We start from the raw sequence: 20,757 nt of genomic DNA on the forward strand, positions 1-20,757 counted from the left end.
TCGAGACGGCGCCTCCGCGCCTCCTCTGGGTGAGGTGAAAGGTAAACACTTCCTCATGCTGAGGAGCGTGCGTGAGCACGCGTCTCGAAGCATGAAGCCGCCTACCTGACCTCCTCGTCCGGGTAGAGGCCGTAGAAGCTGTCGCGCGGCAGCCAGCCGCTATAGCCGCCGGCCGAGACCTCGCACCAGGCGGTGCGGCAGCGCTCCAGTTTTGCGATCACGCCGGCATCCAGCATGGCCACGCCGGGGGCATCGGCCTCCGGGCGCCGCTTCAGGGTGCGGCGCTGGCCGGTGATCAGCGCGCTGCGCCGTCCCTGGACCATGGACTGGTGGACCCAGCCCTCGGTCCCCTGCCAGTCGCGGATGCGCCGCCAGGTGTCGAACTCGTCGATGATCTCCACCGGCATCCCGCTGCGGCGATAGACCCAGTCGATGGGGTAGCGGGTGCCCGGTCCGCTGCGCAGGTTCACCTCCGATGCGCGCAGGCTGACGAAGCGCGGCAGCGGCAGGCCGGTGCGCCCGGGCGGGCTGGGGCGCGCGGCCTCCGCCTGTGACGCCGGCGCCGCGGCGGTGTCCTCGGCGGCCGCAGGAGCAGCGGCAGGGACGGTGAGCGCGGCCGGCAGGGCCACAAGGCCCGCCAGCACAAGCGCCGCCGCCAGACGGCGCGTTTTGGGCGCGCTGGTTATGGGCACGCCGGATCGGGGGGCGTTGCAGGGTCGTAGGGCCGGAATCCGCATGGCCTTCTTCCTATCGCCCGGCTTCGCGTCCGGTCAAGACAGCCGGAGGGAGTAGGGAGAGGTGGAGTAAGCCCGGGCGGCGGCCTGTCGATCCGGGAACCTGATCCTCCGGCCGGGTCTCTTGAGTGGCGCGCTGATCGGCCGCAGGGCGGAACGCGCCGGCCTGTGCCGGGGTTTTCCGCGCGCCCTGGACAAGCCCGCGCTCCGCCTGCTATGGCAAAGCCAGGACCCGGGCTCTGCCCGCTGCCCGTCAAGGGCGGCGGCTGCCCTTCCTCTGCGCCGTTCCAGCCCGGTCGGTCCAGCCCAGTCGATTTAGTCAGGTCGAGTGAGAAGCCATGCCCCACAAGAAGGTCCGCGTCATCGTCACCCGCCGCCTGCCGGATGCCATCGAAACGCGGATGATGGAGCTCTTCGACTGCCAGCTCAATCTGGAGGACAAGCCGCTCTCCCAGGCCCAGCTCATCGAGGCGGCGAAAGAGGCCGAGATCCTGGTGCCGACGGTGACGGACCGCATCGATGCCGCCGTGCTCTCCCAGGCCGGTCCGCAGTTGCGGCTCATCGCCTCCTTCGGCACCGGCGTCGACCACATCGACCTGAAGACCGCCCGTCAGCGCGGCATCACCGTTACCAACACGCCGGGCGTCCTTACCGAGGACACCGCCGACATGACCATGGCGCTGATCCTCTCGGTGCCGCGCCGCCTGGCAGAGGGCGAGCGCCTGGTGCGCTCCGGCGACTGGCAGGGCTGGGCGCCGACCGGCATGCTGGGCCACCGCATCAACGGCAAGCGCCTGGGCATCATCGGCATGGGCCGCATCGGCAGCGCCGTGGCGCGGCGCGCCCGCGGCTTCGGCATGTCGATCCACTATCACAACCGGCGGCGGGTGCATCCCTCCCTGGAGGAGGAACTGGAGGCGACCTATTGGGAGAGCCTCGACCAGATGCTCTCGCGCATGGACATCATCTCGGTGAACTGTCCGCACACCCCGGCGACCTTTCACCTGCTCTCCGCCCGGCGCATCAAGCTGCTGCGCGAAGAGGCCTACATCGTCAACACCTCGCGCGGCGAGGTGGTGGACGAGAACGCCCTGACCCGCGCGCTGGAGGCCGGGGAGCTGGCCGGCGCCGGCCTCGACGTCTTCGAGCACGAGCCGGCCGTCAATCCCAAGCTGCTGCGCCTCGACAACGTGGTGCTGCTGCCCCACATGGGCTCGGCCACCATCGAGGGGCGCCTGGCCATGGGCGAGAAGGTGATCATCTCCATCAAGACCTTCGTCGACGGCCACACCCCGCCCGACCGCGTGCTGGAGACGATGTTTTAGGGTCGCTCAGGCGACCGCCGAAACCGTCGATTCCCCTCATCCTCCCGCTGGCGCGGGTCCCGCCCTCTCTACCACGGGGAGAGGGTTGCGCAGCTTTTGGCGAGGCGTTCAGCCGAGTCTAGGCGTAGCTGGGTGAAGGGGCTGCCGTAGCCCTATTGCACCGGACAGGGGCCCTCGGTGGAGGCGTCGTGGACCTTGACGGCGCCGCCGACGATGGCTGCCTGCGCCGCAGCGGCGGCGGCTTCCATTTCCGGCGTGATGAGGCTGCGGTTGTTGTCGTCGATTACCCAGTCGAGACCGCCCTCGGCGAGGCCCAGCACCTGCACGCCGGGCGTCCAGCGGCCGTCGCGCGCGGCCTGAAAGTTCTCGTAGACCGCCACGTCGACGCGCTTCCTCATGGAGGTCAGCACCTTGCCGGGGTGCAGGCCGTTCTGGTTGGAATCCGTGCCGATGCCCAGCGCCCCGCCGTCGGCGGCGGCCTGCAGCACGCCGATGCCGGTGCCGCCGGCGGCCTGGATGATGACGTCGGCGCCCTGTTCGATCTGGGAGCGGGTGAGTTCCGCGCCGCGCGCCGGGTCGGTCCAGGCCGCCGGCGTGTTGCCGGTCATGCTGACCAGGACCCTGGCCTGCGGGTTGGCGCTGCGCGCACCCTGGATGTAGCCGCAGGCGAACTTGCGGATGATCGGGATGTCCATGCCGCCGACGAAGCCCAGGGTGCCGGTTTTGGAGGCCATCGCCGCCAGCAGGCCGACGACGTAGGAACCCTCCTGCTCGCGGAACACCACCGAGCGCACGTTGGGCGCCTCGACCACCATGTCGATGATCGCAAAGTCGGTCTCCGGATAGTCCGGCGCCACCTGGGCCAGAGCGCCGGCATGATTGAAGCCGATGGCGACGATGGGCGAATAGCCGCGCTGGGCGAAGGTCCTCAGCGCCTGCAGGCTCTGGGCCGGGGAGTTGATCTCGAACTCGGCGTAGGGCGCGCCGGTGTCGGCCTTGAAGCGCTCAGCCCCGCGGAAGGCTGCCTCGTTGAAGGAGCCGTCGAACTTGCCGCCCACCGAATAGACCACGGCGGGTCCGGCATCCTTGGCGTCCGCGACTGTGACTGCAGCGGGGGCGGTAATGAAGCAGAGCAGAACGGCGATAAGGGGGATGCGGCGGAACAAAGAAGCCTCTCTTGGTTGGCCCGATAGGCGGTGCGAATGGCTAAAAGCTATGCTATTTCGCCCTTCTTCGAAACGGACGCTTTCGTCCGTTCCTGCGATTCCGCAATCCGTACGCCACGGTCGACGCCGCCCGATCGCCTTTCCCGATCACCTGTCTAGGAAGGAGTCCCCGATGACCGAGACCCCCGCGGCCAAGCCCCTGCTCACCGCTGCCGATATCGCCGAGATGCCGGAGGTTCACATCCGTCATCCCTTCAATCCCAAGTCGGACATCTACCTGAAGAGCTTGGCCCCTGCGGCGGGCCTGACCCGCGTCTCCCTCACCCTGGGCCGCGTGCCGCCGGGCCGGGAGAGCTTCATCTACCACAGCCACGAGCGCGACGAGGAGTTCCTCTACATCCTCTCCGGCCGCGGCCGGGCGGAAATCGGCGAGGAGGTCTTCGAGGTCGGGCCCGGCGACTTCATGGGCTTTCCCGCCCCCGGCGGCCCGCCGCACCACCTGACCAACCCCGCCGACGAGGATCTGGTCTACCTGATGGGCGGGGAGCGCAGCGGCCTCGACATCGGCCATTTCCCGCGCCTCGGCAAGCGCATCCTCTTCGGCCCCGGCGGCATCCAGGCCTACGACGACAAGGACGCCCAGCAGCTCAGCTTCACCGATTTCCTGGCGAAGGACTGAGAGATGACCGTGTCCGGGAGGCAAATCAGGGTGGTTGAGGGATAACCACTCCTATGCAACCATGACGCCATGGTTGCCTTGAACGCCGAAGCAACGCCTGTCGCCACGCAGGAGCGCGATCCACGCTGGCGCATCGGCGTGGGCCTCGCGGTGGCCTGGGTCTTTATCCATCTTTGGGTCGGCTCACCAATCCCTTACATGGTGGGGGACATCGGGGGGCTCAGCCTGATCGCAAACAACACAGAAGTGCGTGGCCTGGAAATGGGCTTCGCCCTTTGCCTCGCCTTCCTGTTGTTCCCGTCGCGCCGGCTGAAGCTGCCATGCGCGACGGATTTGGCTTTGGCCGCAGTCGCAGGCATCTCCGGAAGCGTTGTCTTCTGGCACTATGGTCACATCTCCGCCAATCCAGTGGAGCCAGGGGGATTCTCATTGGCTGTTGCAGGTGTAGGCATCGCGATGCTCGCGCTGGCAACCCTGCGGGTCTTCGGTTGGCTGGGCGCGCTTTTCTTAGTTCCGCTTGTGGTCGTTCATCTCGCCCCCGCCATTTTGAATCAACGGGTCCCGTCCAACCTTCGCGGCTTCGACAGTCTCCTCCACCTGCAGTGGCTTACGACGGAGGGCGCTTTCGGCATTCTGCTAGGGGTCTCGACGAGTTTCGCATTCCTGCTCGTTGTGCTGGGCGTTGCACTCGACGTGATGGGCTGCGGTCGGCGTGTGGTGCGCCTTGCCTTTCGGCCGCTTCCCACGGTGATCGACAGAAGGCTCTTGGCGGACCGCCATCCCTTTGCGCGCCGGTTCTGGGCCCTGACGTTCGTCGTGATGGCGTTCTCTGTCATCAATGTCATTGGAACGGAGCCGCTCAGTCTTCTGGAGTTCATTGAACTCTACTCTTGGCCGATCCTTTACAGCCTCTTGATCTACGGTGGCTTCCTTGGCTTTGCCTGGATCACGAAGCCCATCGGCAATTCGCGCTGGCACGCGGCGGCCTTCTCGTTTGCTGTTGGCGGCATGCTCTTCGGGGTCGCGCAACTGCTTGCGTTTATGTTGGTCGCGCTTTTCGAATCTGCCTACAACACACGGGCCAATGTCCTTGGCGATCTCGGCGACCCCTCATTGTGGCTTTGGGTCTTCCTGCTGGTCGGTTTGCTGCCGGGTTTTCTCGCCTGGCGGTCCGCAAAACCGTCCCATAAGCGAGCGTGGCTGGCGGTCTTGGTGACGTTACCGGTGTTCCTTTACTTCTGGGAAATGTCCGTGGAACGGATTTCGCCGGGGCTCTCGGCGTTCTATGCCGCAGTTCTGATGCTGTTCGTCTTGGCGGCGCATCATCTCGTAATGCGTCACGGCAAAGACCGTGAACTCGGGCCCGACCGGCATACACTCACCGCGTCCTACATAATCCCGCTCGGCTACGGCACGGCGCGGGTCATGGTGCGGGTGACCATCCTAGTCGCGCTCTACGGCATGCTGATCCCTTGGGCTTGGTATTGGGCCCAACTGCTCTACTAGGACCGGCAAATGATATCGGTTGATTTCAGGCGCCTTGCGATCGCAGACGCTGAGGCGCTCGACCTCTAGACCGCGCAGAGGGCTGCGCCGGTGCGGTAGTCCAGGGTTTGGAGGTCGCGGATGGTGGCCTGGGACCCGCAGAGGGCACAGCCCGGGTCTCGCGGCACGCTCACCTTGCGGAAGGTGGTCTCCAGCGAGTCGAAGAGCAGCAGTTCGCCGGCGAGACTCCGGCCGATGCCCAGCACCTCCTTCACCACCTCGTTGGCCTGCAGGGCGCCCAGCGTGCCGGCCAGCGCGCCCAGCACGCCGACGTCGGCGCAGCTTTCCTTGGGGTCGCCCGGCTGCGGGCCGAAGAGGCAGCGGTAGCAGGGCGTCTTCCCCTCATGCGCCTTGTAGGTCGAAAGCTGGCCGTCGAAGCGCATGATGGCGGCGGAGACCAGAGTCTTTTTCGCCAGATAGCAGGCGTCGTTGGCGAGATAGCGGGTCGGGAAGTTGTCGGACCCGTCGGCCACCAGGTCGTAGCGCGCGATGAGGTCGAGGGCGTTGTCGGGAGTCAGGCGCATGGAGTGCGCCTCGACCTTCACCTCGGGATTGATCTCGGCGATGCGCCGACGCGCGGACTCGACCTTCGCCATGCCGATGTTGGCGGTGTCGTGCAGCACCTGGCGCTGCAGGTTGGAGAGGTCGACTTCGTCGTCGTCGACGATGCCCAGCGTGCCGATGCCAGCGGCCGCAAGATAGAGCAGCAGCGGCGAGCCGAGCCCGCCGGCGCCGATCACCAGCACCCGGGCATTCAGCAGCTTGGCCTGACCCTCCTCGCCGATTTCCGGCAGCACGAGGTGACGCGCGTAGCGGTCGATCTGGTCGTCCGAGAAATCCATGGGCCCAGTCTAGCGCCTTGAGGCCGTTGGACAAAGGGGCGATGGGGAGCGCCTGTCGCCTGCCACTCCGTCACCCTCGGGCTTGACCCGAGGGTCCATCTGCGCGCCGGGCCCGGCATGCTTCGAGACGCGCCCTTTGCGGGCGCTCCTCAGCATGAGGAAGAGAACCGCCTCATCCTGAGGAGCCGCGCCCTTATGACATGTGCGGGCGGCGTCTCGAAGGATGGATGCTCGGGTCAAGCCCAAGCAGGGCGATTGGACCATCCCTGCGACTGTCCCCCTCACCCAGCTCCGCCTAAGCGTGATCTTCGATCCCGCAAAGGCTTCGCAACCCTCTCCCACCAGGGGAGAGGGTTTCTTTCTTTCGAGCCGCGCCCGTTTTTCCCTCTCCCCTCCGAGGGAGAGGGAGGGGCCCGCGTTAGCGGGAGGGTGAGGGGGCTTTCCCTTCACATCCCTTCGAAGAGGTCGGTCGAGAGGTAGCGTTCGGCGAAGGAGGGGAGGATGGCGACGATGAGCTTGCCTTTCATCTCCGCCCGGGCGCCGACTTCCAGGGCGGCGGCCAGCGCCGCGCCGGACGAAATGCCCACCGGCAGGCCCTCCAGGGCCGCGGCCTCCCGCGCCAGGCGGAAGGCGGTGTCGTTGCCGATGCGGATCACCTCGTCGATCAGGTCGGTCTTCAGGTTGCCGGGAATGAAGCCGGCGCCGATGCCCTGGATCTTGTGGGGGCCGGGGGCGCCGCCGGAGAGCACGGGGCTGTCTTCCGGCTCCACGGCGACGATCTGCAGGCTCTCCTTGCGTGCCTTCAGGGCGGCGCCGACGCCGGTCAGGGTGCCGCCGGTGCCGACGGCGGAGACCACCACGTCGACCCGCCCGCCGGTGTCGCGCCAGATCTCCTCCGCCGTCGTGCGATAGTGGGCGTCGGGGTTGGCGGGATTGTTGAACTGCTGCGGCATCACCGCGCCGGGGTTCTTGGCCAGGATCTCCTCGGCCTTGGCGACGGCGCCGTTCATGCCCAGGCTGCCGTCGGTCAGCACCAGTTCCGCCCCCAGCAGGCGCAGCATCTTGCGCCGCTCCACCGACATGGTCTCCGGCATGGTGAGGATCAGGCGGTAGCCCTTGGCGGCGCAGACGAAGGCCAGCGCGATGCCGGTGTTGCCGCTGGTCGGCTCCACGATGACGCCTTGCGGGCCGCCCGCGTCGCCCCCCTTGGGGCTGAGGCGCCCGTCGGCCTCCAGCGCTTCCACCATGGACAATCCGATGCGGTCCTTCACCGAGTTCAGCGGATTGAAGAACTCGCACTTGCCGGCGACCTCGGCGACGGCGCCGTGGGCCTCGGCCAGCTTGGCGACGCGGATCAGCGGCGTGGCGCCGATGGTCTCCAGGATCGAATCGTAGATGCGCCCGCGGAACTCGCAGCTTTCGCCGGCCGGGGTATCAGCCAGAGTGTCGGCCGAGGGGTCGGCGCTTTGCCGCGGCGTCATGCGCTTGCTTGCTTCCATGGCTGTCCTTCGGCGGCGCCGGTTGCGGGGGGAGGGTCAGATGGTGAAGTCGGGCACGTTCTTGGCCTCGCTGATGATGCCGCGTTCGCGCGCCCGTTCGCAGAGCTGCTCGATGGTGATGTTGTCCAGCCGCTCCATCATCTGCAGCTGCATCTCGATCCAGATCGGCCGCACGATCTTGACCCCGATCTCCGAGCCGTCGGGCTCGCTGGCCGGGTCGATTGTGCCCTCCAGCTTGCGCACGATGCGGATGATCTCGCCGATCGAGATTCGTCTTCGTTCGCGGGCCAGGCGGTAGCCGCCCTTGGGGCCGCGCTGGCCGGCGAGGATGCCGTGATGGACGAGCTGCTGCAGCACCTGTTCCAGGTAGCGGCGCGGAATGCCCTGGCGGCGTGAGATGTCGGTGGAGCGCACCGGGCCGGAGCCGGCGTGATAGGCGATGTCGACCACCGCCTCGATGGCGAAAAGCAGTTTCTTCGACAGCCTCAGCATGGGCGCCCCCGCTTCTTAAGGGGCCTTGGCGGCCGCTTGGCCGCCGGCGAGGCCTGTGGAGCCGAAGCCGCCGCTGCCGCGGGCGCTGTCCTCCAGGTCGGCCACCGGGCGCCAGGCGACCCGGGCATAGCGCGCCACCACCATCTGGGCGATGCGGCTGCCGCGGGTGATGGTGAAGGGCTCCTGGCCCAGGTTGATCAGCACCACCCCCACCTCGCCGCGGTAGTCGGCATCGACGGTGCCCGGCGCGTTCAGCACGGTGAGCCCGTGCTTGAGCGCCAGGCCGGAGCGCGGGCGCACCTGGGCCTCACTCCCCGGCGGCAGGGCAATGGCGATGCCGGTCGGGATCAGGCGCCGCTCGCCGGGCGCCAGCACCACGTCCTCGGCGACGGCGGCCAGCAGGTCCATGCCGGCGGAATCGACGGTAGCATAGGCCGGCAGCGGCAGGTCGGCGGCATGGTCCAGCTGCTTGACGGCAACCGCGAGTGCGGCGTTTTCGGTGATGGTCTCGGGAGTCTGTGTCGGGGCGGTGGCAGTCATGCGGGTCTTCGAAAGGTCCTTACAGTCAGAGGATTAGGCGCGTCCGAGGGTCGAAGCGATTTCGCGGCAGAGACGGGTCGCCACCTCCGCCTTGGTCATCTGCGGCCAGGTCTCCACGCCCTCGGCGCGGATCAGATGGATCTGGTTGTGGTCGCCGCCGAAGGTGCCGGTCTCCGGCGCCACGTCGTTTGCGAGGATCCAGTCGCAGCCCTTGCGGGCCAGCTTCTCCTGCGCCTGGGCGACGATGTTCTCGGTCTCCGCGGCGAAGCCGATGACCAGGCTGGGGCGGGCGCTGCCGGCCTCGGAAAGCGCGGCCAGGATGTCCGGGTTGGCGGCCAGATCCAGGCTCTGCGGTGCGCCGTTCTTCTTGATCTTCTGCTGGGCCGGGACGGCGGCGCGCCAGTCGGCGACGGCGGCGGCGCAGACCGCGATCTCCGCAGGCAGGGCGCTGCGGCAGGCGGCCAGCATCTCCGCGGCGGTTTCCACGTGCAGGGTCTTCAGCCCCGGCGGGTCCGGCAGCTGGCTGGGGCCGGAGACCAGGGTGGTCTCGGCCCCCTGTTGAGCCAGCGCGGCGGCGATGGCGTGGCCCTGGCGGCCGGAGGACCGGTTGGCGATGTAGCGCACCGGGTCGATGGGCTCGTGGGTCGGCCCGCTGGTGACCAGGGCGCGCAGGCCCTCCAGCGGCCCTTTGCCGGACTGCGCCTGCAGCGCCCCTTCGATGGCGGCCAGGATCTCCAGCGGCTCGGCCATGCGCCCGTAGCCATACTCGCCGCAGGCCATGTCGCCTTCGTTGGGGCCGACACTCAGCACACCGCGCTCCTCGATGAGGGCGAGGTTGGCCTGGGTCGCGGCATGTTCCCACATGCGCACGTTCATCGCCGGGGCGACCAGCACCGCCTTGTCGGTGGCCAGCAGCGCGGTGGAGGCGAGGTCGTCGGCGCGGCCCTGGGCCATCTTGGCCAGGATGTCGGCGGAGGCCGGCGCCACCACCAGCAGGTCGGCATCGCGCGAGAGCTGGATGTGGCCCATCTCGGCTTCGTCGGTCAGCGAGAAGAGCTCGCCGTAGACCTTGTCCTCGGTCAGCGCGGAGAGGGAGAGCGGTGTCACGAATTCCGCACCGGCCTTGGTGAGAATACAGCGCACCGCGGCCCCGCGCTCCCGCAGGCGGCGGATCAGCTCAAGGGATTTGTAGGCGGCAATCCCGCCGGAAACGATGAGAAGGATCCGTTTTCCGGTCAACACGTCGGTTTTCCCAGATTTCACGGTTTCGAGTCGTAGATAAGGTATGCGTTCGCGACGGTGATGGCAAGCGATGCACTGATTCACTACAGTGTTGGCAGCGTCTCCGGCGGAGATTCAGATTTCAATACAAGGGATTGCGGATTTGAAAGGGCTGAAGGCGTGGTTGGGCCGCGTGGTGGAGGCCGAATGCCCGCCGACAACCGTAATCGCGTTCAACCTGGGGCTCTTCGAAACGGAAGAGGGTTGTTGTGCCTATCTGACGGGGGCAAGGCGTTTCGATCCGGACGACGATGACTGGGCCTGCGACGAGGCATTCACGCCTTCGGAGCGCTACTTTCCCTTGGATCGGACGCCAACCGGTTCAGAGGATTGGGGTTATGTCCGCCAACAGGTTATCGAGGCGCTGAAGGCTTTCCTCGTTTCCGACGTAGGCCGGCACAGTTTCTTGGCAAAAGCCGAAGCTGTGACGGTGGGCTTCGATGATGGAGACCTTTTCCGGGTGCAATGAGGTGCGCCAACGAGAAGGCCAAAGGCGCCCGGATTCGAGAAATGCGCAGCTGCGCGGTCGAGCGGACCGCTAAAACGCCGCCACCGCAGCCAAAACCAGCGCCGCCAGGGCCGCCGCCAGGGCCCAGCGGGCCAGGCCGCTGGCCTGGCGCTGGGAGATCCGCTGCAGCGTGTCGGGGTGCAGGCCGATTCGCCCGGCGGCCAGCTCTTCGGTCGCCCGGTCCAGGTTATCGGCCAGGGCCGGCAGGCGCTGCAGCGTGTGGAGGACGTCTTCGACGGTCTCCCGCAGCCGCGCCTCGGGCCCACGGTTCTCCCGCATCCAGGCGTCGATCAGCGGCTGCGCCAGGGCCCAGATGTTGAGCGAAGGGTCGAGGCTGCGGCTCACCCCTTCGGCCATCAGCATGTTTTTCTGCAGCAGCAGCAACTGCGGCTGCACCGGCAGATCGAAGGATTCGGTCAGCCGCAGCAGCTGGGCCAGCAGGCGGGCGAAGGAGATTTCGTTCAGCGGCCGCCCGGCGATCGGTTCGCAGACCGACCGCAGCGCCTGGGCAAAGACGTCGAGGGCGTGGCGCTGGGGCAGGTAGCCGGCCTCCATATAGACTTCGGCCAGGCGGTGGTAGTCGCCCTCCAGCGTGGCGATCAGCATGTCGGCCAGATGGCGGCGGGTGCGCCAGTCCAGGCGGCCCATGATGCCGAAGTCCACCGCCAGGATGTTGCCGTCGGCGTCGACGAACATGTTGCCGGGGTGCTGATCGCCGTGAAAAAAGCCGTCGCGGAAGACCTGGTTGAAGAACACCGCCGCCGCCTTGGTCAGCACCTCCTGCAGGTCGTGGCCGGCGCTGAGCAGGGCGTCGCGGTCGTCCATGGGAATGCCGCTGACCCGCGACATGGTGAGCACCCGGCGGGAGGAGCGCTGCCAGTCGATAGCCGGCACCATATAGGTCGGATCGTCTTCGAAGTTCTCCGCCAGTTCCGAGGCGGCGGCTCCCTCCATGCGCAGATCCATCTCCAGCCGCACCGTGGTCTCGAAGACCTGAACCACGTCGATGGGTTTGAAGCGTTGCAGTTTCGGTTGCGCGCGCAGGGCCCATTCCGCCACCCAGTAGAGAAACTCCAGGTCGCGCTCGAAGGCCTTTTCGATGCCAGGGCGCAGGATCTTCACGGCGACCGGCCGCTCCACCACGCGCTCTGCTTCGCCGCCCTGCGCCCCGCTGTTGCCGTCAGCGGCTGCGTCGGCGGCCGGTTCGCGCACCGTGGCGAGGTGGACCTGGGCGATGGAGGCGGCGGAGACCGGAACGTCGTCGAAATTGGCGAAGAGCGCCTCGGGCGGTTTGTCGAACTCCTCCTCGATGGCCTGGCGGGCCAAGGTTGCATCGAAGGGCGCCAGGCGGTCCTGCAGGTCGGCCAGGTCCTGCGCCACCTGATCGCCGACCAGATCGGCGCGGGTCGACAGCATCTGTCCCAGCTTGATGAAGCTGGGGCCCAGTTCCACCAGCGCCCGGGCCAGCTTCTGGCCGGGCCGCCCCTCCGCCGCGCGGCGCGACAGCCGGCGGGCGACCCAGACGGCGCCCGGGGCGATGCCGGTCTCCTCCAGCGGCGCCAGGGCGTCGTGGCGCGCCAGCGTGCGGACGATGCGCTGAAAGCGCAGAAGGGACCGGATGGTACGGAGCATTGCGCTAGATTCGCCAGCCGGAGTGAAGTGCGGCGATGCCGCCCGAAAGGTTTCGGTAGCGGACTTGGCTCAGCCCGGCCTCCGTCATCATGGCGGCGAGATCGTCCTGCGGCGGGAAGCGGCGGATCGATTCGGCGAGGTAGACATAGGCATCGCGGTCGCCGGCGACCGCCGCGCCCATGGCCGGCAGGACCTTGAAGGAGTAGCGGTCGTAGAGGTCGCTGAACAGCGGTACGACCACCCGGCTGAACTCCAGGCAGAGAAAACGCCCGCCCGGTTTCAGAACCCGCCGCGCCTCGCGCAGCGCCTTGTCGATATGGGTGACGTTCCTGAGGCCGAAGGCGATGGTGTAGGCACTCACGGAGGATTCGGGCAGCGGCAGGCACTCGGCGTCGCCGCAGATCCACTCGATACCGCCCAGGATGCCGCGGTCCAGGGCACGGTCGCGCCCCACCGCCAGCATCTCCGGTGTCAGATCGCAGACCGTGATGCGGCTGCCTGCCCGCGCCGCCGCCCCATCGTCCCCGGCACGTGCTGCCAGGCGCTGGCGGACGCGCAGGGCGATGTCGCCGGTGCCGCCGGCCGTGTCGAGCAGGTGCAGGCCCGGCCTCGGGTCCAGCCAGTCGATCATGGTCGACTTCCAAAGCCGGTGAATGCCGCCGGACATCAGGTCGTTCATCAGGTCGTAGCGTCCGGCGACGGACTGGAATAGGTCCTGGACCAGAGGGGCCTTTTGCGCCGCCGCGATTTCGCGGTAGCCGAAGTGGGTGCGCTCCGCTTCCTCTTCGGAGGCGGCGTCTTCGTCCCGGCCCGTTCTGTCTGGTGCTGTGCTTGCGCTCATCGCGCGGACCATAGCGCGCGCGCTCCGATCACGCTACTCTGGCCGCCGACCCGGGCAAGGGTCACTTCGTCACAGTCGTTGCAAGCGATTCCCCGTGCAAGCGATCCCCCTTCTGGACCCTCCCCTGCATGCCTGAACTGCCGGAAGTGGAAACCGTGGTCCGCGGTCTGCGCCCGCGGCTGGAGGGGCGCCTGCTGACGCGGGTGGACCAGCGGCGCGCCGACCTGCGCTTTCCCTTTCCGGCGGACTTCGCGAAGCGGCTGACCGGGCGCCGGGTCGAGCGCATCCTGCGGCGGGCGAAGTACATGCTGCTGCATCTCGACGATGGCCAGGTGCTGCTCTGCCATCTCGGCATGTCCGGACGCATGACGATTCACCTCGGCGATGACGGGCCGGCGCCGGCGCTCGATCGGCATGACCACGTCGTCTTCGTGACCGACGAGGGGACCGAGGTGCGCTTCAACGACGCCCGGCGCTTCGGCATCATGGATCTCTTCGATGCCGCGGCCGCGGAAAGCCATCCCCTGCTGAAGGCGCTGGGGCCCGAACCGCTGGGCAACGACTTCAACGGCCCGGCCCTGGCCGCCGCCCTGAAAGGCAAACGCAGCCCGATCAAGGCGGCGCTGCTCGACCAGCGGGTGGTGGCGGGGCTCGGCAACATCTATGTCTGTGAGGCGCTGTTCTTTGCCGGTCTTTCACCGCGCCGCCAGGCCTTCACGGTGCAGGGCGGACGCGCCGAGCGTCTGGCGACAGCCGTGCGCCAGGTTCTGCAGCGCGCCATCGAAGCCGGCGGCTCTTCGCTGCGCGATTACGTGCAGGCCGATGGCGAACTCGGTTATTTCCAGCATGAGTGGGCGGTTTACGGCCGCGAGGGGGAAGCCTGCACCAAATGCCAAAGCGACATCCGGCGCATGGTCCAGAGCAGCCGCTCGACCTTTTATTGTCCGCGCTGTCAGCGCTAAGGCTATTGCTCGCGCTGCCGGGGCTAAGGTAGACAAACGCATGCCTGCGCTGGTTCCGATCCTCGTCTCCGTCTTTCTGATTGCCGTGTCGGTGATGCAGTCGCCGCCGTCGGCCGCGCAAGCGCCGGCGCGCTATGTCGCCGGCGTTGCCGACCTGCCGCTGATGCCCGGCCTGACCGAGCGGCCGGAAGACGGACTTGTGTTCGACAAGCCGGGCGGGCGGATTGTCGAGGCTTTCGCGACGGGTCCGCTCACCTGGCAGGAAGTGCGTGACTTCTATGAGTCCACCCTGCCCCAGCTGGGCTGGAAACCGGATCGGGGCGGCGGATATCTGCGCGAGGGCGAGCGCCTGCAGCTCTCGGCAACCGAGGCACCGGGCGCTGTAACGGTGAAGTTTCGCCTCTTCCCCCAGTAGTCCGTTTCCGCAGTAGTCCGTCTCCGCAGTAGTCCGTTTGCCGAAGCTTCCCTGTCCTTAAGAAATCTGCGTCGCAACCCTTCCAGAAAGGAACCCGGTCGATGACCTATGAGAACATCATCCTGGAAAAGCACGATGGCGTCGGGGTGATAACCCTCAATCGGCCAAAGGCCCTGAACGCGCTCTGTGCCGCGCTGATCGACGATCTGGGCGCGGCGCTGGACGATCTGGAAAGCGACGATGCGATCGGTTGCATCCTGGTCACCGGGTCTGACAAGGCGTTTGCCGCCGGCGCCGACATCAAAGAGATGAAGGACAAGACCTTCCAGCAGGTCTATGCGGAAGACTTCATCACCGAGGGGTGGGAGCGTCTGGCCCAGACCCGCAAGCCGGTGATCGCCGCCGTCGCCGGCTATGCCCTGGGCGGCGGTTGCGAGATCGCCATGATGTGCGACTTCATCATCGCCGCCGACAGCGCGAAGTTCGGTCAGCCGGAAATCACCATCGGAACCATCCCCGGGTCCGGCGGCACCCAGCGTCTGACGCGCTTCGTCGGCAAGTCGAAGGCGATGGAGCTCTGTCTGACCGGGCGCATGATGGATGCGGAGGAAGCGGAGCGCGCCGGCCTGGTGGCGCGGGTGGTGCCGGCTGGCGACCTGCAGGAGGAAGCGATGAAGACCGCGCGCAAGATCGCCGGGCTCTCGCGGCCCGTGGTGCTGATGGCTAAGGAAGCGGTGAACCGCGCCTACGAGACCACGCTTGCCGAAGGCGTCAAGTTCGAGCGCCGCCTGTTCCATGCGACCTTCGCCCTGGAGGACCAGAAGGAAGGCATGGCCGCCTTCGCCGAGAAGCGCCAGCCGGACTGGAAAAACCGGTGATGCGGTCGCCCTGCAGGGCCCCGGGTTTCCCGGGTCCGGAGGGGCCGAGGATCGCCCGGGGATCGCCCGGGGATCGCCCGGGGGCGCAGCGGGAAAGCCCTCCGTAGCGGGCCGAATCACGCTGCTTGACGTGCCGGGGGGCGGCGGCTATAACCCCGCCTTTCTCGCAGACTGAACACGAAATTCTAAGCTATGGCACACCATAAGTCGGCCAAGAAGCGGATCCGCCGCAACGCCCGCCGCACGGAGATCAACCGTCGGCGCGTCAGCCGCATTCGGACCTATGTGAAGGCTGTCGAAACGGCCATCGCCAGCGGCGACAAAGAGGCCGCCCAGACCGCACTGCGCGAGGCGCAGCCGGAAATGCAGCGTGGCATTCGTGGCGGCGTTCTGCACAAGAACACCGTTGCGCGCAAGCTGTCGCGCCTCTCCGCAAGGGTCAAAGCGATCGCCTGATCGCCCGGCGCGGCAACGCGCCGAATGCAAAGAGCACCGCGTCCTTCTGCCGGAAGGGCGCGGTGTTCGTCTGTGCGTGAAGCGTGTGGGTCGGATGCAATTCACCGGCTCGTTGCAGGTGCAAGGAGCGTTTTCACAGCCACGGTTTCACAGTGTTGCAGATGCGCCCTGGCCGTAAAAAAAGTGTCGTTCTCCATTCGGTCCGCTTGTCACACGAAGTCTTTGCGCGTACATTAACTGCATCGCGCTTGGGGGTTCTGAGTAAGAAAAAATTGGAAAAAGCAAAATAAAAATCCGCACCTAGTAAGTAATTCCCACAACTAATTATTAAGGAAGCTGCGGGTGCGGCGAGGGGTAGATGTCTCTCTAGGTTTGCATTGTTTTTTTCCGACCCGCCTGGCTCTTGGGGCCGCTTTCAAGCCGATACCTTGAACAACTAAAAGCGAACGAGGTTGCTGACCACGTCATGGACGATGCTTGTGCTTTGTCGCCGCAATACCTCTCGGTGCAGCATGGGGGTGAAGGTTCGGACGTAGGGACAGGACGCTTTTTGTGGGGGGTGCGCTAAATGGTTGCTGGTGACGGCGAGGCGACTGTCATTGAACAATGGGCGCGTGTGCGCGGCAAGCTGCGTGCGGAGGTGGGAGAGGCCGCCTATCGATCCTGGCTTACGCCGCTGACGTTGGCTGGTGCACGGAACGGCAAGCTGCGTCTTGCAGTGCCGACGCGTTTCATGCGCGACTGGGTTGCCAGCAACTATGCAGCGCGGCTGGACGCTTTGTGGTCGGAAGAAGATCCCTCGATCGCCGGAATCGAAATCGTGGTGCAGCCGCCATCGCGCCCCTCGCCCAAACCTGGCGCCGGCGAAGCACTGCTTGGCAGCTGCGAGCAGCAGGTCAACGAGGCCGTTATGGCAAAGGTCGGCGTTGGCAGCGTCACGAACGGCGCGAAGCCCGCACCGCAATCGTCTTCATCGGCGCAATCGTCTTCATCGGAAGGTGGCGGCGGTAGCCGCGAAAGCATCTCCGCGTCTCTCGACCCGCGTCTGACGTTCGAGAACTTTGTCGTCGGCAAGCCGAACGAGCTTGCCTATGCCGCGGCACGCCGCGTTGCAGAGGCGCCGACGGCGCCTTTCAATCCCTTGTTCCTCTATGGTGGTGTCGGTCTCGGCAAGACGCATCTGATGCACGCCATCGGACTGCACATCAAGAAGCAACAGCCCGAGCGGCGCATCATCTATCTCTCGGCGGAGAAGTTCATGTACCAGTTCGTGCGGGCGCTGCGCACGAAGGACACCATGGCCTTCAAGGAACAGTTCCGCTCCGTCGACGTGCTGATGATCGACGACGTGCAGTTCATCGGCGGCCGCGAGGCAACGCAGGAAGAGTTCTTTCACACCTTCAATGCGCTGGTCGATCAGAACCGCCAGGTCATCATCTCCGCCGACAAGAGTCCGAGTGACCTCGAAGGCGTCGAGGAGCGCATGCGCTCGCGCCTGGGCTGGGGACTGGTTGCCGACATCCATCCCACCACCTACGAACTGCGCCTCGGCATCCTGCAGGCCAAGGCCGAGCAGAGCGCGACGGAGATCCCGGTCAAGGTGCTGGAGTTCCTGGCCCACAAGATCACCTCCAACGTCCGTGAGCTCGAAGGGGCGCTGAACCGCATCGTTGCCCACGGCACATTGGTGGGGCGCCCCATCACGCTGGAGACCACCCAGGAGGTGCTGCACGATCTGCTGCGCGCCAACGACCGCCGGGTGACCATCGAGGAAATCCAGAAGCGGGTCTCAGCCCACTTCAACGTGCGCGTCGCCGATATGCATTCAGCGCGCCGGGCCCGCGCCGTGGCGCGGCCGCGTCAGGTCGCCATGTACCTCTCCAAGCAGCTCACCTCCCGCTCGCTGCCGGAAATCGGCCGCAAGTTCGGCGGCCGCGACCACACCACGGTGATGCACGCCGTGCGCAAGGTGGAGGAGCTGAAAGCAACCGATTCCGGCTTTGCCGAGGATGTCGAGTTGCTGCGCCGCATGCTGGAGGCCTGAGGGCCCGCCCAGGGACCCTCTCCCCGCCGGGCCCCGACACCGGGGGAACTCGGGCGGGGTGGAAAAGCCAGCCAAAAGAGTCGCTTAGCGGCCGCCGCGGCCGGTTCTCCTTGACCGGGCGGCCAGGGCCCCCCAACTGCGCTTAAAGCTTACGTTTTCTGCGGTCCGTGGTATACTCGCCGACCGCATTGCGGGGGTGGATTTCCGGCCCCCGCAGGCGGTGCTGATGGGTCTGAATTCCTCGCTTTCGTGCCGCGCCCCGTGCCGGCCTGCGGCAGGGAAAACAGGCCGCGCGAGCCCGGCTCCACCGGCTCCACATCACAGGCCAGTACAGCAGCTGCAAGAAGCACCGATACCACGACCACCATACAACGCCTGTCACAACGACGCCTGCCACAACAACGCCTAAAGGCCTAGCAATCGCACCATGAAGCTGACCATTGAACGCGCCGCGCTCCTGAAGTCGCTGACGCATGTCCAGAGCGTCGTCGAGCGCCGCAATACCATCCCCATCCTCTCGAACGTCCTGATTGAAGCCGAGGGCGCGGCGCTGTCGCTGACCGCTACCGACATGGATCTGACGGTGGTCGACAAACTGGCGGCGGAGGTGTCTCAGCCCGGGGCGACGACGGCGCCGGCCCACACGCTCTATGACATCGTGCGCAAGCTGCCGGAGGGCTCTCAGGTTTCGATCGAAGCCGGCGGCGACGATGCCCGCCTCACCCTGCAGGCCGGGCGTTCGGTCTTCACGCTGGCGACCCTGCCGCGGGAAGATTTTCCTGCCACCTCGGCTGACGATCTGCCGCAGAGTTTCACCCTGCAGGCCAGTGAACTGAAGACGCTGATCGACAGGACGCGCTTTGCGATCTCGACAGAGGAAACGCGCTACTACCTGAACGGCATCTACCTCCACGCCGCCGCCAGCAACGAACTCTCGGTGCTGCGCGCGGTCGCCACCGACGGCCACCGCCTGGCGCGGGTGGAGATGCCACTGCCGGATGCCGCCAAGGACATGCCCGGCGTGATCGTGCCGCGCAAGACCGTTGGCGAACTGCGCCGCCTCGTCGAGGGCGTCGACGATCCGGTCGAGATCGCCCTCTCGGAGACCAAGATCCGCTTCGCTTTCGGCCCCACGGTGCTGACCTCGAAACTGATCGACGGCACCTTCCCGGACTACGAAAGAGTGATTCCCTCCGGCAACGACAAGGTTCTGGAGGTCGACTGCAAGACCTTCGCCGAGGCCGTGGACCGGGTTTCCACCATTTCCAGCGAAAAGAGCCGCGCGGTGAAGCTGGCGGTCGACAAGGGTGCGCTGACGCTGTCCGCCAACTCGCCGGAGAACGGCACGGCGGTCGAGGAACTGGAGATCGACTACGACGGTCTCGGCATCGAGATCGGCTTCAATTCCCGCTACCTGCTGGACATCGCCCAGCAGATCGAGGGCGACGCGGCGCAGTTCACCATGGCGGACCCGGCCTCGCCCACCATCGTGCGCGAAGTGGCCGATCCCAGCGCGCTCTACGTGCTGATGCCGATGAGGGTGTGAGGATGCTCTGCCTGCCGCCATCTCTTCGGACGCTGCGGGGCCACGTCGGTCCGGCCCGCCCTTGCTGACACCTGCCACCTTTGGTGCTGTGGGATCGGCCGCCGTGTCACCGGATCGATCGACGACCGGCCTCTGGATTCAGCGACTCCTGGTGCACCAGTTCCGCAGCTATGCGCGCGCCGAACTGGACCTTGCGCCGGCTTCGGCAGAGGGGCTGGCAAACGGTCCTGCGGTTCTGCCGGTGGTGCTGACCGGCCCCAACGGCGCCGGCAAAACCAATCTTCTGGAAGCGATTTCCTTTCTCGCGCCCGGGCGCGGTCTGCGCGGCGCCCGGCTGGGCGAGGTGGACCGGGTGATGCGGTCGTCGCAGGACGCCAGCGACGAGGACTCGGGGCAAGGTGCCCCTTGGGCGGTGGCGGCCAGCGTGATGACGCCCGAGGGCCCGCGCGATCTCGGCAGCGGGCGCGATCCCGCCAGCAACGGCGGCGGCGGGCGGGAACGCCGGCTGATCAAGGTGGACGGGGTTGCCGCACGCGGCCAGCAGGCGCTGGCCGAAGTGGTGTCGATGGTCTGGCTGACCCCGCAGATGGACGGCCTGTTCCGGGAGGGCGCGGGCGGCCGGCGCCGGTTCCTGGACCGCCTTGTCTACGGCTACGACCCCGAGCACGCGGCGCGCAGCAACGCCTATGAGCACAGCCTGCGGGAGCGCGCGCGCCTGTTGAAGAGCGGCCGCGGCGAGCGCGCCTGGCTCGAGGCCCTGGAAGACTCCATGGCGCGCCACGGCATCGCCATCGCCGATGCGCGCCTGGCCATGGTGGAACGCCTGCAGCACGCCTGCGATGCCGGCGAAGGACCTTTTCCCAAGGCCCGCCTTGCCCTTGACGGCACGGTGGAGCGCTGGCTCGCGGAAGGTCAGCCGGCCCTGGCCGTGGAGGACCGCCTGCGCGCCGGGCTGGCGGAGAGCCGCAACCAGGATGCGGAGGCCGGGGGCGCCGCCATCGGGCCGCACCGCAGCGACCTCGCCGCCGAGCACGCCGACAAGGGCGTGGCCGCGGCGCTCTGTTCGACCGGCGAGCAAAAGGCCCTGTTGATCGCCATCCTGCTGGCCCATGCCCGCCTGCTGACGCTGGAGCGGGGCGCGCCGCCGCTGCTGCTGCTCGACGAAGTGGCCGCCCATCTCGATGGTGCGCGCCGCGCCGCGCTCTACGACGAGATCCTGAACCTGGGGGCCCAGGCCTGGCTCACCGGGACGGATGTCGCCGACTTCGAGCCCCTGCGGGGCCGGGCGCAGTTTTTCACCATTTCGGAAGGAACGATCCTTCCCGCCGGCGGCCAACCGGCCAACGAGATGCCGGCCAACGAGATGTAGGAA

General features: G+C 67.0%; 20 protein-coding genes. 11 read left to right on the top strand and 9 right to left on the bottom strand.

Annotated elements, in window-relative coordinates; translation table 11 throughout:
* Nucleotides 1-101: 101 nt before the first annotated feature.
* On the bottom strand, nt 102-737 hold the full coding sequence (locus tag ACO06P_RS14765; protein ID WP_420345996.1) for an SH3 domain-containing protein: 636 nt from the start codon (nt 735-737) through the stop codon (nt 102-104).
* Nucleotides 738-1,072: 335 nt separating this feature from the next.
* Here ACO06P_RS14765 and ACO06P_RS14770 point away from each other — a divergent pair, with 335 nt between their 5' ends.
* Nucleotides 1,073-2,059 (top strand): 2-hydroxyacid dehydrogenase, encoded by a 987-nt coding sequence (locus tag ACO06P_RS14770; protein ID WP_420345997.1) that lies wholly within the window; start codon nt 1,073-1,075, stop codon nt 2,057-2,059.
* Nucleotides 2,060-2,211: 152 nt separating this feature from the next.
* Here ACO06P_RS14770 and ACO06P_RS14775 read toward each other — a convergent pair whose 3' ends face one another.
* Nucleotides 2,212-3,225, bottom strand: a complete 1,014-nt coding sequence (locus ACO06P_RS14775) for a BMP family lipoprotein (RefSeq protein ID WP_420345998.1) — start codon at nt 3,223-3,225, stop codon at nt 2,212-2,214.
* Between the two features lie 172 nt (nt 3,226-3,397).
* Between ACO06P_RS14775 and ACO06P_RS14780 the strand changes: the two genes are divergently transcribed.
* Both ACO06P_RS14780 and ACO06P_RS14785 read left to right on the top strand, forming a co-directional pair.
* Nucleotides 3,398-3,904, top strand: coding sequence for a cupin domain-containing protein (locus tag ACO06P_RS14780; protein ID WP_420345999.1), 507 nt, complete (start codon nt 3,398-3,400; stop codon nt 3,902-3,904).
* A gap of 69 nt (nt 3,905-3,973) precedes the next feature.
* Nucleotides 3,974-5,410, top strand: a complete 1,437-nt coding sequence (locus ACO06P_RS14785; protein ID WP_420346000.1) for a hypothetical protein — start codon at nt 3,974-3,976, stop codon at nt 5,408-5,410.
* Nucleotides 5,411-5,475: 65 nt separating this feature from the next.
* Here ACO06P_RS14785 and ACO06P_RS14790 read toward each other — a convergent pair whose 3' ends face one another.
* The 5 genes from ACO06P_RS14790 to coaBC form a co-directional block, all read right to left on the bottom strand.
* A complete protein-coding gene (locus ACO06P_RS14790; RefSeq protein WP_420346001.1) occupies nt 5,476-6,291 on the bottom strand; it encodes a HesA/MoeB/ThiF family protein in 816 nt (271 codons plus the stop codon).
* Between the two features lie 446 nt (nt 6,292-6,737).
* Nucleotides 6,738-7,790 (bottom strand): cysteine synthase A, encoded by a 1,053-nt coding sequence (cysK, locus tag ACO06P_RS14795; RefSeq protein WP_420346002.1) that lies wholly within the window; start codon nt 7,788-7,790, stop codon nt 6,738-6,740.
* Between the two features lie 36 nt (nt 7,791-7,826).
* Complete coding sequence (locus ACO06P_RS14800; RefSeq protein ID WP_420346003.1) at nt 7,827-8,282, bottom strand: RrF2 family transcriptional regulator; 456 nt, start codon at nt 8,280-8,282, stop codon at nt 7,827-7,829.
* 15 nt (nt 8,283-8,297) lie between these two features.
* On the bottom strand, nt 8,298-8,822 hold the full coding sequence (dut, locus tag ACO06P_RS14805) for a dUTP diphosphatase (protein ID WP_420346004.1): 525 nt from the start codon (nt 8,820-8,822) through the stop codon (nt 8,298-8,300).
* A 33-nt stretch (nt 8,823-8,855) separates the two neighbouring features.
* A complete protein-coding gene (coaBC, locus tag ACO06P_RS14810) occupies nt 8,856-10,064 on the bottom strand; it encodes a bifunctional phosphopantothenoylcysteine decarboxylase/phosphopantothenate--cysteine ligase CoaBC (RefSeq protein WP_420346005.1) in 1,209 nt (402 codons plus the stop codon).
* 142 nt (nt 10,065-10,206) lie between these two features.
* Between coaBC and ACO06P_RS14815 the strand changes: the two genes are divergently transcribed.
* Nucleotides 10,207-10,572 carry a hypothetical protein gene (locus tag ACO06P_RS14815; protein ID WP_420346006.1) on the top strand — a complete coding sequence of 122 codons (366 nt, stop codon included), beginning with the start codon at nt 10,207-10,209 and terminating at the stop codon, nt 10,570-10,572.
* Between the two features lie 69 nt (nt 10,573-10,641).
* Here the strand turns inward: ACO06P_RS14815 and ubiB are convergent, their stop codons facing one another.
* A complete protein-coding gene (ubiB, locus tag ACO06P_RS14820) occupies nt 10,642-12,243 on the bottom strand; it encodes a 2-polyprenylphenol 6-hydroxylase (protein WP_420346007.1) in 1,602 nt (533 codons plus the stop codon).
* Between the two features lie 4 nt (nt 12,244-12,247).
* Entirely contained in the window at nt 12,248-13,084 is an 837-nt protein-coding gene (locus ACO06P_RS14825) for a class I SAM-dependent methyltransferase (RefSeq protein ID WP_420346008.1), read from the bottom strand.
* Nucleotides 13,085-13,212: 128 nt separating this feature from the next.
* Between ACO06P_RS14825 and mutM the strand changes: the two genes are divergently transcribed.
* From mutM to recF, 7 genes are all read left to right on the top strand, one after another.
* Nucleotides 13,213-14,046, top strand: coding sequence for a bifunctional DNA-formamidopyrimidine glycosylase/DNA-(apurinic or apyrimidinic site) lyase (gene mutM / locus ACO06P_RS14830; RefSeq protein WP_420346009.1), 834 nt, complete (start codon nt 13,213-13,215; stop codon nt 14,044-14,046).
* Nucleotides 14,047-14,086: 40 nt separating this feature from the next.
* Complete coding sequence (locus ACO06P_RS14835) at nt 14,087-14,461, top strand: hypothetical protein (protein WP_420346010.1); 375 nt, start codon at nt 14,087-14,089, stop codon at nt 14,459-14,461.
* Between the two features lie 101 nt (nt 14,462-14,562).
* A complete protein-coding gene (locus tag ACO06P_RS14840) occupies nt 14,563-15,339 on the top strand; it encodes an enoyl-CoA hydratase (protein WP_420346011.1) in 777 nt (258 codons plus the stop codon).
* 192 nt (nt 15,340-15,531) lie between these two features.
* Entirely contained in the window at nt 15,532-15,795 is a 264-nt protein-coding gene (gene rpsT / locus ACO06P_RS14845; protein ID WP_420346012.1) for a 30S ribosomal protein S20, read from the top strand.
* A 568-nt stretch (nt 15,796-16,363) separates the two neighbouring features.
* The gene (gene dnaA, locus ACO06P_RS14850) at nt 16,364-17,839 is read left to right on the top strand and encodes a chromosomal replication initiator protein DnaA (RefSeq protein WP_420346013.1); all 1,476 of its coding nucleotides are present in this window, start codon (nt 16,364-16,366) and stop codon (nt 17,837-17,839) included.
* A 427-nt stretch (nt 17,840-18,266) separates the two neighbouring features.
* Entirely contained in the window at nt 18,267-19,385 is a 1,119-nt protein-coding gene (gene dnaN, locus ACO06P_RS14855; RefSeq protein WP_420346014.1) for a DNA polymerase III subunit beta, read from the top strand.
* A 103-nt stretch (nt 19,386-19,488) separates the two neighbouring features.
* A complete protein-coding gene (recF, locus tag ACO06P_RS14860) occupies nt 19,489-20,754 on the top strand; it encodes a DNA replication/repair protein RecF (protein ID WP_420346015.1) in 1,266 nt (421 codons plus the stop codon).
* Nucleotides 20,755-20,757 lie beyond the last annotated feature (3 nt).

Origin of the sequence: Pelagibius sp. (assembly GCF_965227505.1) — a bacterium.
Taxonomy (GTDB): domain Bacteria; phylum Pseudomonadota; class Alphaproteobacteria; order Kiloniellales; family Kiloniellaceae; genus Pelagibius.